Annotated in this window: 12 protein-coding genes; 4 read left to right on the forward strand and 8 right to left on the reverse strand. The window is 64.4% G+C overall.

Annotated features, from left to right (window positions below; all coding sequences use genetic code 11):
* The first annotated feature begins 332 nt into the window (after positions 1 to 332).
* The gene (gene phaZ, locus E1956_RS40325; RefSeq protein WP_134759716.1) at positions 333 to 1,706 is read left to right on the forward strand and encodes a polyhydroxyalkanoate depolymerase; all 1,374 of its coding nucleotides are present in this window, start codon (positions 333 to 335) and stop codon (positions 1,704 to 1,706) included.
* On the opposite strand, the gene E1956_RS40330 is transcribed toward phaZ, so the two are convergent.
* From E1956_RS40330 to E1956_RS40365, 8 genes are all read right to left on the reverse strand, one after another.
* On the reverse strand, positions 1,687 to 1,986 hold the full coding sequence (locus E1956_RS40330) for a GYD domain-containing protein (protein WP_134758874.1): 300 nt from the start codon (positions 1,984 to 1,986) through the stop codon (positions 1,687 to 1,689). The genes phaZ and E1956_RS40330 overlap by 20 nt on opposite strands.
* Before the next feature lie 211 nt (positions 1,987 to 2,197).
* Entirely contained in the window at positions 2,198 to 2,581 is a 384-nt protein-coding gene (locus E1956_RS40335) for a tautomerase family protein (protein ID WP_134758875.1), read from the reverse strand.
* A 65-nt stretch (positions 2,582 to 2,646) separates the two neighbouring features.
* Complete coding sequence (locus E1956_RS40340; protein WP_134758876.1) at positions 2,647 to 3,936, reverse strand: MFS transporter; 1,290 nt, start codon at positions 3,934 to 3,936, stop codon at positions 2,647 to 2,649.
* Positions 3,937 to 3,996: 60 nt separating this feature from the next.
* Complete coding sequence (locus tag E1956_RS40345; RefSeq protein ID WP_134758877.1) at positions 3,997 to 5,094, reverse strand: alginate lyase family protein; 1,098 nt, start codon at positions 5,092 to 5,094, stop codon at positions 3,997 to 3,999.
* Positions 5,075 to 5,215: a hypothetical protein gene (locus E1956_RS40350; protein WP_197732994.1), complete on the reverse strand. Its 141-nt coding sequence runs from the start codon at positions 5,213 to 5,215 to the stop codon at positions 5,075 to 5,077. The genes E1956_RS40345 and E1956_RS40350 overlap by 20 nt, the downstream gene beginning before the upstream one ends.
* Positions 5,212 to 6,045, reverse strand: a complete 834-nt coding sequence (locus E1956_RS40355) for an NAD-dependent epimerase/dehydratase family protein (RefSeq protein WP_418789370.1) — start codon at positions 6,043 to 6,045, stop codon at positions 5,212 to 5,214. The genes E1956_RS40350 and E1956_RS40355 overlap by 4 nt, the downstream gene beginning before the upstream one ends.
* 5 nt (positions 6,046 to 6,050) lie before the next feature.
* The gene (locus tag E1956_RS40360) at positions 6,051 to 6,830 is read right to left on the reverse strand and encodes an HpcH/HpaI aldolase family protein (protein ID WP_134758879.1); all 780 of its coding nucleotides are present in this window, start codon (positions 6,828 to 6,830) and stop codon (positions 6,051 to 6,053) included.
* Between the two features lie 67 nt (positions 6,831 to 6,897).
* Positions 6,898 to 7,650: an SDR family NAD(P)-dependent oxidoreductase gene (locus tag E1956_RS40365; RefSeq protein ID WP_134758880.1), complete on the reverse strand. Its 753-nt coding sequence runs from the start codon at positions 7,648 to 7,650 to the stop codon at positions 6,898 to 6,900.
* 724 nt (positions 7,651 to 8,374) lie between these two features.
* Between E1956_RS40365 and E1956_RS40370 the strand changes: the two genes are divergently transcribed.
* The 3 genes from E1956_RS40370 (at position 8,375) to E1956_RS40380 (ending at position 12,473) form a co-directional block, all read left to right on the forward strand.
* A complete protein-coding gene (locus E1956_RS40370) occupies positions 8,375 to 9,571 on the forward strand; it encodes a porin (protein ID WP_134758881.1) in 1,197 nt (398 codons plus the stop codon).
* 108 nt (positions 9,572 to 9,679) lie between these two features.
* Positions 9,680 to 10,522: a sugar phosphate isomerase/epimerase family protein gene (locus E1956_RS40375; protein WP_134758882.1), complete on the forward strand. Its 843-nt coding sequence runs from the start codon at positions 9,680 to 9,682 to the stop codon at positions 10,520 to 10,522.
* A gap of 175 nt (positions 10,523 to 10,697) precedes the next feature.
* Entirely contained in the window at positions 10,698 to 12,473 is a 1,776-nt protein-coding gene (locus tag E1956_RS40380) for a sodium:solute symporter family transporter (RefSeq protein ID WP_134758883.1), read from the forward strand.
* Positions 12,474 to 12,536: the final 63 nt, after the last annotated feature.

Here is a 12,536-nt window from a genome sequence, read left to right on the forward strand (position 1 = left end):
CATGTTGCGATGCCAGAGCTCGTCGAGAAAGATCGACGCGCTCGCGCCATGCACGCCGATGTTCGCAATCGTGCCGACCGGCGCCGCCTGCGGTATGGCCAGGCATTACGGCGTGCTAGTCTGAACCCATTGCGGCGCGCACAGCGTGGCCGAGCGCAGCAATTTGCGCGACGGCGTGAATCAGGCGCCGGGGGTGCTTCGAAAAGGCGGACGTGTGGAACGCGCCCGCTCGCGAGGCCGCGACCGGTGCGTGCGCGCACGATGCTTGCGCGCACGCGCCTTTCACCGGTGGCGCGGGCAGCCAACGCCGCACCTGTCCCACGAGGTTCATGATGTGGTACGCCCTGGTCGAACAACAGCGTCAATGGCTGCGCGCATGGCGCGCGGCGGCGCAGTACGCAGGCCATGCTTGCGCGGCGTGGCCCGCGTCAACGCTGGCCTGCGCCGCGGCGTCCTGCTACGCCGACCTGTACGAGCCGCTGCTCGGCCTCGAGGCCGAGCAGCCGCCGTTCGCGCTTGAAGCCATCGCGCTCGATGGGCGCCGCTGCAAAGTCGAGGAACGCGTGGTCGCGCATACGCCGTTCTGCGACCTGCGCCGCTTCTCCCGCCCCAACACCACGCGCGCTGTGTCGCTGTGCACGCCGCTTGCCGGCCATGCGGCCGTGATGATGCGCGAGACGGTCGAGGCGCTGCTCGCCGACGGCGACGTCTATCTCACAGACTGGATCAACGCGCGCGACGTGCCGCTCGACGCGGGGCGCTTTGGCCTCGACGAATATGTGACGATGCTCGACGGCTTCATCGACTCGATCACGCAGGACGACCGGCCGCTGCACATCGTGGCCGTTTGCCAGTCCACGCTTCCCGCGCTCGGGGTGCTCGCGCTGCGCGCGCAGCGCGCTCTCGCGCCGCCCGCGAGCGTCACGCTGATCGGCGGCCCGCTCGATGCACGCATCAATCCGAGCACGCTCGGTCTCGCCGCCGCAACGCATTCGCTCGACTGGTGCCGCCGCCATCTGATCGACACCGTGCCGCCCGGTTTTGCGGGGCATGGCCGGCGGGTGTTTCCAACCTGGCTGCAGCAGGCCGAGATCGCGATCGTCTACCCGCATCGCTACGTGTCGCTGATCGAGCGCTACGCGCAAGCGAGCTCGCGCGGCGACGCCAACGCGCTCGCCGCTGCGCGCCGCGCGTTGCTCGAGTACACCGCGCTGCTCGACATGCCCGGCGAGTACTTCCTCGACACCGTGGATATCGTGTTCCAGCGCGCCCTGCTCGCGCACGGCACATGGCGCGTAGGGGCATTGAGCGGTGCAGGCGGCAGCGGCACGCTCGTCGAGCCGGCTGCGCTGCGCGATACCGTGCTGCTGACCGTGGAGGGCACGCACGATGCCGTCACCGGCGCCGGGCAGACGCATGCGGCTCAGGAGATGTGCAGCGGCATCGCGCCGGACGCACGGCAGCGCCTCGACGTGGCCGGCTGCGATCATTACGGCCTGTTCACGGGCGAGCGCTGGCGCGACGACGTGCATCCGGTGCTGCAGGCGATGTTCGCCCTGGGCGAAGCTAGCCGCACGCGCAGTTCGAGCCAGTCACGCCGGGCGAGCGGGCGCGCCGCCCGCGCTCACGTTTCAAGTACGCAATCGCCCGGCACCGCGCCGGGCCCCGCCTCCGGCTTGCGCACCGTCAGCTCATCGCCGCAATGATCGTGTGGAAGTCCTTTCGCGGGATCGCTGGCCAGACCTCGGAGTGGGCCCGCCCCAAGGTTCGCATCAAGGCTGACACCCGCATGGCTGTCTGCAGGTCGGGAGCCGAAAATATATCGAGGAAATCGTATTGTCCGAGCATTGCGTAGCTGTGCTTCCACTCGACGCCGGGGCACGCGCGCGCGATCCGCTCGAGCGCACGTTCCTCATGGGCCTCTGCGTTCACGGGGGACCGGAGCGCCTCAGGCGAAAGGCGTGTCATCAGGATGAACTCAGGCATGATCGTTTCTCGACATGAAAGGGCCACAGAAAGCCGCTTGAGGAACAACCGACTGAAAAGAAGGCCGGTGCGGCAGCGCAAGTCAAGCGTAGGTGACGCGAATACCTGATTCAAGCGGCGCGTTACCTCGATCCACTGAGCCCTCCGGATCATGACTGCGACTGGAGGCGGGGCAGTGATTCCCGCAAGGCATGATGTCCGTCCGCCTGTGCTACGCCGGCAAGTCCTGTGGCCTGCCTCCGCTCGATTTGATATACCGCTCGACCGGTACATACTCGCGGAACACGCCGCACTGCCAGGGGCCGGCGTATCCGCTTTCGGCAATCGCCGCGCAAAGCGCGTCATGAATAGCCTGCGCCATCGCCTCCTCCATCTCAGGCTGGCGAGCTACGGTGGTCCTCATCGCCGCGATCACGAACTGTTCGTCCGCGTCCATTCCGGACAAGGCCGCGTCCAGCACCACGACGCGACTCCTGATCGCCGCAACCGGCGCGTAGCCCCGTTCGTGAAAGCGGTCGTGGATCGTCCGCAGCAAAGCGGGAAAATCGACTGCATTCGCCATGGCCTTCGTTGCCTCGAACACGATATGCGGCATGGCACCTCCTTGATTCGTTATCCTCTTTATTTCACTGATCGCTCAGCGGCTTTTCGGTCCGTGCCTCAGGCCCGCGCTTCCTCGCAAGCGGCCCCGGACGCAGCGGTGTTCGATGGCCTGACGAGTGTCCACAAGAGGGTCGCGCCAATCAGATCGCCCAGCCCGAGCGCCACAAAGAACGGCGTGTAGCCGATCCGGCTCACGAACCAGCCCATGGTCATCGTGAAGCAGAAATTGCCGATCCCGGCCACTAGCGAAGCGAGCCCCGTGACGGTGCCGACTTCGCGGCGGGGAAACAGGTCGGCCGACATCGAGATCACCGTAATCGACAGCGTCTGGTGCGCGAAGCCGCCGAGGCACAGCAGGGCGACCGCCATCGCCGGATTGCTCACGAGCCCGACCCCAGTCATGCCGATCATCAGGACGGCAGCCATCGTGAAGACCATGCGCTTGCCGTTGACAATGGGAATGTCGAAGCGGCGCTTGAGCCATGCCGAAAGCGGACCGCCGACCATGCACCCCAGATCGGCGGCGACGAAGGGCAGCCATGCCGTTAGCGCAATCGCCTTCAGGTCGAAGCCGCGCGCCTGGTAGAGGTAGAGCGGCATCCAGTAGACGAGCGTGCTCCACACCGGGTCGGCGAAGGAACGCGGCAGCGCGATGCCCCAGAAGTTGCGCTGCCGGAGTATCTCGAGCACCTTCGGCGCCGGTCCGTCGGCCATGCTCCGGCCCGGTTCTCGAGTGACGCCGATATACGCGGCCTCGGCCTGCGACAGCGCCTTGTGGCGGTTGGGATGGCGGTAGAGCGCGAGCCACAGGAGGGCCCACACGAGTCCGATGCAGCCCACGATCATGAACGCCGTCTGCCAGCTGTAGTGCAGGATCGACCAGGCGATCAGCGGCGGCGCGAGGATCGCGCCCGTCGAGGTGCCGAGATTGAAGACCCCGGCGGCCGTGCCGCGCTCGTGGGGCGGAAACCAGTAGGCCGCCGCCCGCATGCCGCCGGGAATGAAGGACGCCTCCACGAGGCCCAGCAGGCCGCGCAGCACGAACAGGCCAACCCAGCCCTGCACGAAGCCGTGGGCCATGCAGATGAACGACCATGCGACCCCGCACAGCAGAAAACCCATCCGCAGGCCGATGCGGTCCATCAGGTAGCCCGTGAGAGGGGCGCCAATGGGGTACATCACGAGGAATGCCCCCGTAATCCAGCCGTACTCATGCGTGGAAATGTGCAGGTGTTGCAGCACGGTCGGGGCGGCCACGCTCAACGAACTCCGCGCGAGGTAGTTGGTGATCGTGCCGAGCGTCAGCAGGCCGATCATCCACCAGCGCAGCCCTCTTACCTTGATCATTTCCTTGTCTCCTTGTGTGTCTGCTTTTTCGCGTAGTTATCGCTTCGATCTCATGCCGCCTCAGACAAAGAGCGCGCGAACCACGGGTTGCGGATCGAGTGCGGCGGCAACGGGCGCGAAGTGCGGATCGAGACGAGCGGCAATCCCGTACAAGCCGGACGCCTCCTCGCGTTGCCACCATCCCGAATACCCCTCGACGTGCGCAGCCGCCCGCCGGGCGTCGAAGCGCACCGTGCTGTGCACGAACTCCTCGTGCGCCCGCTCGCCTTTCGCATAGGGTGCCAGCCAGCCCAGCGCGGCGGCAAGGCGCCCCTGAATCTGCGGCGCCCCATACCAGTCCTGCCCGTGCGCCGCCGCGATCGACGCCGCCAGCATCAGCGGTTCGAGGTCGTACACGACATAGTGGATCGCATCGCGCTGGCCAAAGTCATAGGTCAGGCCGCCTGCGTCGACGTTGCGCGCCACGTGGGCGAAAAAGGCTTCGCGCGCGGCCGAAATCAGCGCGGCATCTCCAGCGAGGAACGCGCCGGCCGTCGCGAGCTTGACGCGGTGGCTCTGCCAGTTGTTCAAGCCGGTGCTCGGGTCGCCCACGCGCCGCTCGCCCAGGTAGCCCCGCGCCATCTGGCAGCCAAGCGCGCGTGCCTTCTCGATCGTCGCAGCGGGCAGCCGCGAGCGCACGAAGTCGAAGCCGAATAGCAGATCGACGAGATCCGCCTCGTCGATCGGATTCGAAGACGAAACGTAATGGGGTATCCATGCCTCGATATACGTTTCGGCCTTCGCCGCGTACGCGTCTTCGCCCGTCACGCACCATGCGAGCCCCTGCAGCAGGGTCTGGCGCCAGTCCTCCTGCGCCTGCACGCTCGCGTCGCGGTCCTGCTCGTGCGGCAGCAGGCCCTGGGTATGCACGACGGCGCGCGGATGCGGCACGCGCGCCATGCTGGCATCGGCTTGCGCCCTGAGCGCCGCAGCCAGCGGCGCCGGCACGCGGCGGCGAATCTGGGCGGCGCGTGCCGGCGACGAGAGCACGAAGGTCGCTTGCGCGCTCTGCGCGCGCGCACGGTCAAACGGTGCGAACGCGCCGCAGGCACACAACGCGGCGAGCGCCCCCAGGAAGCGGCGACGCGGCCTCCGCTTTTCAGACTCGCGCGGCGTCATAGCGCACCTGCGAATTCGGGATATCGACCCAGTGCAGCGCGCCTTGCGCGGCCCGCCACACGGGACACTCGCCGCCCGCCGCCGCAACGCGCTCAGCGCGTGCGCTCGCGACACCGCTCACGACCGGGGCTCCATCGGGCCCGCCAGCACGAACGGTCCGCCCTGGTAGCGCTGCGTCGGGTCGTCGAAGTCGGGGTCCGGCGCACCGGGCGGGAACTGCGGCTCGAACTCCAGCGAACTGTCCTGCGGCCGGAAGCCCAGGAACGCCGCCTTGGTGTTGTCCACCCATTTGATCCGGTTATCCGACACGCCGTACACGATCGCGTGCCCCACCCGGTTCGTGAACAGCGCGCAGCGCACCAGTTCGATGAAATCGCGGTAGCTCAGATACGTCACGAGCATGCGCGCATTCCTCGGCGCCTCGAACGACGAGCCGATGCGCAGGCACACCGTCTCCAGCCCGAAGCGGTCGAAGTAGTAGCGCGACAGCGCCTCGCCGAAGCATTTCGTCACGCCGTACAGGCAGTCGGGGCGCAGCGGCGCCTCCACGTCCAGCACCGAGGTCACCGGATGGAACCCCACCGCGTGATTGGAGCTGGCGTAGATCACGCGCCGCACGCCGTGATGCTGCGCGGCCGAGTAGAGGTTATAGAGACCGCGGATGTTGCTCTCGAGCAGCGCGTCGAACGGCGCCTCCACCGAAATGCCGCCCAGGTGGATGACGGCATCCACGCCTTCGAGCAACGCGTGCACCGCGGCGCGGTCCGCCAGATCGGCCACGACGGCTTCTTCGTGAGGCGCCAGTTCGCCGAGCGGCGCGATATCGCTCACGCGCACGACGTCGGCCCATGCGGCCAGCGCGCCGCGCAACTGACGCCCGAGATTGCCTGCCGCCCCGGTCAGCAGCAACCGTCGAAACGGCCGCACGGATGAAGCGGGCTTGCTGTTCATATCGCTCATGCTGATTCTTTGCGGGAGTGGGAAGAGTCGGAACGGCCCTGCTTCAGCGCAGACTCGCTGCCGCTGCGCAGGATGCCGATGTCGGTGGCCAGCGCGACGTAGTCGAAGCCGTCGCGCAGGTACGCCGCCGACAACAGCGGATCGGTCATCAGGATGCCGATCGGTTTGCCGCAGCGATGGGCCCGGCCGAGTGCGTCGACAATCGCCGCCTGCACATCGGGATGCCGAAAGTCGCCGAGATGACCGAGCGCGGCGGCAAGATCGGACGGCCCGATGAACAAGCCGTCCACGGCCGCGATCGCCTCCAGATTGGCCAGCGCCTGCGCGGTTTCCAGTTGCACGAGCAGGCAGACCTCGTCATTGGCGCCGTGCAGATAGTCCGAGTCGCGGCCATATCGGTTGGCGCGCGTCGCCGCCGACACGCCGCGTATGCCCGCCGGCGGATAGCGCATCGCCGAGGCCGCCCGCTGTGCTTCGTCCGGTGTATTGACCATCGGCACCAGCAGCGTCTGGGCGCCAATGTCGAGCAGCCGCTTGATCTGGACCGGATCGTTCGTGCTGGGCCGCACGACGGCGCTCATGAGCGATTGCGCGGCGCTGCGCAACTGCTCCTGCACCATCGGCACTTCGTTGGCTGCATGCTCCGTGTCGATCATGATCCAGTCGTAGTCCGACTGGGTCAGCACTTCCACGACGTTCCCCGATGCGAGCATGCTCCAGATACCGAGCTGCTGACTACGGGCAATCAACCGTCTCTTGAACAGGTTGGGCTGCATAACTGGCTCCCTTGCAGGATCAAAAAATTGTGGCGGACGCCGAAGGCCTCGCGGGTCGCCGTCGGCCTCAGGCTGCGGTGCGCAGTTGCGCAAGCAGACCGCCGTCGACGGGCAATACGTGTCCTGTGATGAACGATGCGCAGTCCGAGGCGAGGAACAGCACCGGACCCGCGGCTTCATCGGGTGTACCGTGCCGCGGTAGAGGCAAGCCGCGCGCCGCAGCCGGATCGACCGCCCTCGTATGCGAGTGCGGAATCTGTGCAGGAGCGATCGCGTTCACGCGGATCCCGTAATGTCCGAAATCGGTCGCAAGGCAGCGGGTCAGCGCATCGATGCCGCCCTTGCTCACGTCGTAAAGGGCATTGTTGCGATGCGCACGCTGGGCGCCGGGCGACGACACGTTCACGATCACGCCCTTGTGCTCGCGCGCCACCCAGCCCCGGATCGCGTCGAGGCTTAGCGCCCAGGTCGCGCGCAGGTTGACGTCGAGAATCCGGTCGAAGTCGTCCAGGCTCGTTTCGAGCGTAGGCGTCTTCGTCTGGGTCAGCCCAGCGTTGTTGACGAGGATGTCGAGCCCGCCGCACTGCTCTGCACAGCGGACGATGTCCTGCCGGTGCACGGCATCGGCGAGGTCGCCTGCGACGGTCTCGCACCGCTCGCCCAGTTCCGCCGCCAACGCCTCCAGCGCGTCAGCGCGCCGGCCCGTTGCAATCACATGGGCGCCGGCACGATGAAAGGCTCGGGCGATCTCCATGCCAATCGCGCCGCTTGCGCCCGTCACCACCACGACCTTGTTGCCGAAATTGAATTGAGTCTGCATCGTTGTGCCAGTTAAGTTCGCGCTGAAGCCACACCGATTGGAAAACGTTTTTCATCGCAAACTTTAGGCATTTCGCGCGTCAAAGTCAAACGTTTTCCTTCCTGTTTCCTCCAGGGGATACCCGCAAAATTTGGCCGATTCCGGCCAATCGACTAGAAAACAACGTTAGCCAGGTCTCCTGCATTCACTATCATTGGAAACCGCTATCCCTTCGCTCCGCCCAAGCACCCTCGTCGCGGTGAACGAGTCCGAACGCCCCATGCCACTGGGACTGGGCTTTCACCTCGACCCGCAACCCAGCGCATAGCCCGGCGATACCTTCTCGCGGTTCTGCGAAGCCGGCGCGGGCGCGCGCCGTGATTGACCACGCCGAAGCCAGCCACCGCGTCACGCTGACGAGTCCACAGGCGCGCCAGCTGGTCAGGGCATTTCCGTGCACGGTGCCCAGCCTGGCATCAACTCCGCGTCCAGCACGGGTTTTCACTTACCACGAAAGCAAAGAAAACGATTGACTGCCGCGAACGATGAAACGATCATTGGAAAACGTTTTCCGCCAATGCGACTGGGTCCCGCTCCAGCTCACGCGATGCGTACGACATCGAGTTGACCACCGGATCGACGATGCCTTTAACGCGTGAGACGCCACCACGAGCCAATCCGGGCGAATTCGTCGATAGCACGACCCGTCATTGATTCTTTTCCAATCTACTCAGGAAGAAGCTATATGAAGCTCAAGGCAATCAGGGGATGCCTGTTATGCACGGCAGGCCTTATTTCATCGGGTGCAATGGCTCAGTCAAGCGTCACACTCTATGGACTGCTTGATACCGGCATGGCTTATGTCAACAATCAAGGGGGCAAATCCAACCTGGAGATGGTGCAGGGCGTCAAGAATGGCAACCGGTGGGGCTTGACGGGCAATGAAGACCTGGGCGGCGGCTATTCCACGATCTTTACCCTGGAATCGGGCTTCAATAGCCTGAGCGGTGCGGCAGGCGCCTCGGGTTACATGTTCAACCGTCAGGCATTCGTGGGATTGAAGAATAGCCACTACGGCACCATCACGTTGGGCCGTCAATACACGCCGTGGTTCTATACGGTGGGCGCACTGTCCGGCCTCGGAATCGGCACCCCGCTCACCGGCTGGACGGGGGCGCACCCAGGCGATATCGACGCCATGGATACCGGGCTGAGAATCAACAACTCCATCATGTATGAATCGCCCGACATGGCGGGTCTTTCGCTCAGGGCGATGTATGCGCTGGGGGGTATCGCCGGCAACGTCACTTCGGGCAGCGTGTTCAGCGCCGCCTTGATGTACACCCACGGCCCCTTTCAAGGCGCGATCGGTTTCAATGAGCTGAAAAATAGCGGCGTAAATATTTCAAACAGCCCGACGCTCGGCAATTATTCGACCAGTGCAATCAACGGCGGATATCTCAGCGCAAATAGCGTCCGGATGTTTGGCGGCTCGGCTCGCTACAACCTCAACAAACTGATTCTTGGCGTGAGTGCGTCGAATGTCGCGTTCCTGCCGGGTGGCCAGTCATTGTTCAAGGACGAAGAGGTATTCAATACCGCAGCAGCGTTCGCGGCCTACCAGACAGACTTCTGGGTGCTGGGCGCCGGCTTCGCCTACACGCATGCGAGCGAGGCAAACGGCATCAAGGATTCCGCCACCTATAAGCAGTTTTCTATCGGCGAGCTCTACTCCCTCTCGAAGCGCACGAGATTCTATGCCGTGCAGGCCTATCAGCTGGCGACCGGGAAAACCTTGTATGCGCCGCCGTCAAGCTCGGCCGTGCCTGCAACACCCATGATCGAAAATGCCGTGGCATCTGTCGGCGACGGCCAGAATGGCACGCCGTCCAACGGGCCCAAGCAGCTTGTGTTCGCGGTTGGGATTCAACACACGTTTTAGTATCCCGGCCTCCTCAGCAATTCGAGAAGGCCATGCGGTACGCACGCGCGCAGCTGCACGTCGCCACGCGCGCCGGCGCGCGCGCCTCAATGTCTTGGGAAACCCTTCATGGCAGAAACGGATTTGACCGGTCGCGAACCGGCAGTGCCCTTCAAGGGCAAACGGGCATTCTCGTCGCTCGGATGCGGCCACAACGAGCTACACGAGCTGGTGGCGCTTGCCGCGCGCCACAGCATCCCGTGTGCCGAATTGCGCACGCTGGGCGGGACCGTGGACCTGCCCCGCTACCTCGCCGCGAGCTATGGCAGTCCCGACCGGCTTGCCCGGTTCATGGCATCGTCACCCTTGCGCGTCGTGAGCCTCGGCACTTCATTGCGCCTCGTCGGCAACACCGGGGAAAGCCGCAACGCCCTGCTGCAGTACGTCCCCTGGGCCGAGGCTTGCGGCGCGTCGACGCTACGCGTGTTCGACGGCGGGACCACCGGCGACCGGGAAGAGATCGCGCAGGCGCGTGCGACGCTGGACTGGTGGCGCGAACGGCGCGACGGCGAGGGCTGGCAGGTCGATCTCGCGATCGAGACGCACGACGCCTGCGCCAATGAGGCACCGCTGCTGCGTCTCATTGAAGCCCTTCCCGATTGCCAGATCCTGTGGGATGCCCACCACACATGGCGCAAGGGTGGAACCCACCCCATCGATACCTGGTGGCGGATCCGCGAACGGGTGCGCCACATTCACGTAAAGGACAGCGTCGGCGACCGCGAGGCTCCGGCCGGATATCGCTACGTTCTCCCAGGCGATGGCCAGTTCCCGATGCGCGAGCTCATGTCGGCGCTGTGCGCGGACGGGTACGACGGCGTGTTGAGCCTCGAATGGGAACGCCATTGGCACCCGCAACTGCCGACGCTCGAAGAAGCGCTGAACGCAGCGCGACAACACGCGTGGTGGTAGGCGCCTCTGCTTGAAGCGCGTACGCGATAGTGGATTTTCCGCACCGCATTGCCCAGCCGATCCGGGCGCGCGCGTCGATCACTCAAGGAAGCGGCCGGCGTCGACGGCCTTCCTGATAGATTATTCCGTAGGCGGACGCTTGTCGCTCCGGCCCGCGGGCACGGAGACAAATCAAGTGAACTTCAATACAGCCGTAGTGGTGGGTTATTTTGTTTTGATCGGGATAATCAACTTTTCTTTCAGGCGCATGGCGTCCAAATCCAGCACCGACTACTTCCGCGGTGGTGGACGCATGCTCTGGTGGATGGTCGGAAGCTCGGCCTTCATGATCCAGTTCTCCGCATGGACCTTCACCGGTGCGGCCGGTGAGGCTTTCAGAAACGGCTTCCCCGCCGTTTATGTGTTCATCGGCAACGTGCTTGCGTTCCTGCTCGCCTGGGCGTTTTTCGCGAAGAAGTTTCGTCAGATGCGCGTCGATACCCCGACCGAAGCCGTACGCCGTCGTTTCGGCGAATCGTCGGAGCTGTTCTTCACATGGGCCATCATTCCGTTGTCGATCATTCAGGGCGGCGTGTGGCTCAATAGCTTGTCGGTCTTTTTCAGTGCCGTGATGGGCATCAAGCTGGGCACGACACTGTGGATCACAGGCCTGGCCGTCCTGTCCTTCTCGATGATCGGGGGCGCGTGGGGCGTGGCGGCATCCGACTTTGTCCAGTCGATGGTGGTCGCCGTCATGTCCATCGCCTGCGCGGCCGTTGCGCTGTTCAAGGTCGGCGGGGTCGGCGAAATCGTCCACAGGTTTCCGGGGAACTTCTTTTATGGTCCGGACACGCAATCCCCCATGTTGCTCACGGGCCTGTTTCTGTTTCTGGTCGTCAAGCAGATACTGACCATCAACAACATGAAAGACTCGTATCGCTTTCTCGGCGCAAAAGATTCGTTCGATGCCAAGAAAGGCGCCCTGTTCGCATTCCTGCTGATGCTCGCGGGGGCAATGATATGGATGATCCCGCCGTGGGCCTCGGCGATCCTCTTTCCTGACGCGGGTATTGCCCACTCGGCACAACTCGGGAAAAAGGCCAGCGACGCGGTCTATCTGGTGTTCGCCGAGCGCGCGATGCCGCTGGGTACGGTAGGCCTGCTCATGGCGGGCCTCTTTTCCGCGACGATGGCCGCTGCCGATGGTGCGCTCAATCACAATGCCGGCATTTTCGTGCGGAGTTTCTATCAGCCGGTTATCCGTCGCGGCAAACAGGTCAGCGATCGTGAGGCACTGGTCGCGGGCAAGATCGTCAACGCGACCAATGGTCTGCTGATCATTCTCACCGCGCAGTTTTATTCGCAACTCAACCAGATGAGCCTGTTCGATCTGATGATGCGCGTCAGCACGCTCGCACAGGTGCCGATTCTGGTGCCGCTGTTTCTCGGTGCGTTGATCCGCAAGGTGCCGGACTGGGCGTCCTGGGCCACGGTGGTATTCGGCCTGGTGGTGTCGTATTTCGTCAGCAATGTGGTGACGGCTCATGAGATCGCCGGCTATTTCCACATTGCACTGAGCGCCAGTGAGTTGTCCGCTGCGAATACGGTTCTGGCGATTGCCGCGCATGTATTCCTGACCGGCGGATTCTTCTGTCTGACCATGCTGTTCTACCGGGAGCCGGAGCAAACGCGCCGCGAGCAGCTGGACAGCTTCTACCACGATTTCGCGAGGGAAGTCGTGAGTGACGCGTCGCAGTCGGAATTCGATCGCCTGCAGCGCCACAAGCTCGGCCGGATCACGCTGATGATGGGCGCAGGGCTGTTCGCGATGCTGGCCATTCCGAATCCGCTGTGGGGGCGCCTGCTGTTCCTGTGCTGCGCACTTGCGATTCTTGTGCTGGGCGCACTGATGTGTCGCAGCGCGAATCCGGTGGCCGTGCCAGGCAAAGAGCTGCAATCGCAATCGTCCTGACACGACCTTGAACCCCCATGCGCCAGCCGGCCAGTGAGCCGGCTGCGCTAAAACCGGGAGACT

Origin of the sequence: Paraburkholderia pallida, from assembly GCF_004524855.1 — a bacterium.
GTDB classification, from domain to species: domain Bacteria; phylum Pseudomonadota; class Gammaproteobacteria; order Burkholderiales; family Burkholderiaceae; genus Paraburkholderia; species Paraburkholderia oxyphila.

Bases quoted from the DNA above. Each gene is read 5' to 3' on its own strand.
- E1956_RS40330 (WP_134758874.1), bottom strand. From the start codon at position 1,986: ATGCCTGAGTTCATCCTGATGACACGCCTTTCGCCTGAGGCGCTCCGG.
- E1956_RS40375 (WP_134758882.1), top strand. From the start codon at position 9,680: ATGGCAGAAACGGATTTGACCGGTCGCGAACCGGCAGTGCCCTTCAAG.
- E1956_RS40370 (WP_134758881.1), top strand. From the start codon at position 8,375: ATGAAGCTCAAGGCAATCAGGGGATGCCTGTTATGCACGGCAGGCCTT.
- phaZ (WP_134759716.1), top strand. From the start codon at position 333: ATGTGGTACGCCCTGGTCGAACAACAGCGTCAATGGCTGCGCGCATGG.
- E1956_RS40340 (WP_134758876.1), bottom strand. From the start codon at position 3,936: ATGATCAAGGTAAGAGGGCTGCGCTGGTGGATGATCGGCCTGCTGACG.
- E1956_RS40335 (WP_134758875.1), bottom strand. From the start codon at position 2,581: ATGCCGCATATCGTGTTCGAGGCAACGAAGGCCATGGCGAATGCAGTC.
- E1956_RS40345 (WP_134758877.1), bottom strand. From the start codon at position 5,094: ATGACGCCGCGCGAGTCTGAAAAGCGGAGGCCGCGTCGCCGCTTCCTG.
- E1956_RS40365 (WP_134758880.1), bottom strand. From the start codon at position 7,650: ATGCAGACTCAATTCAATTTCGGCAACAAGGTCGTGGTGGTGACGGGC.
- E1956_RS40360 (WP_134758879.1), bottom strand. From the start codon at position 6,830: ATGCAGCCCAACCTGTTCAAGAGACGGTTGATTGCCCGTAGTCAGCAG.
- E1956_RS40355 (WP_418789370.1), bottom strand. From the start codon at position 6,045: ATGAACAGCAAGCCCGCTTCATCCGTGCGGCCGTTTCGACGGTTGCTG.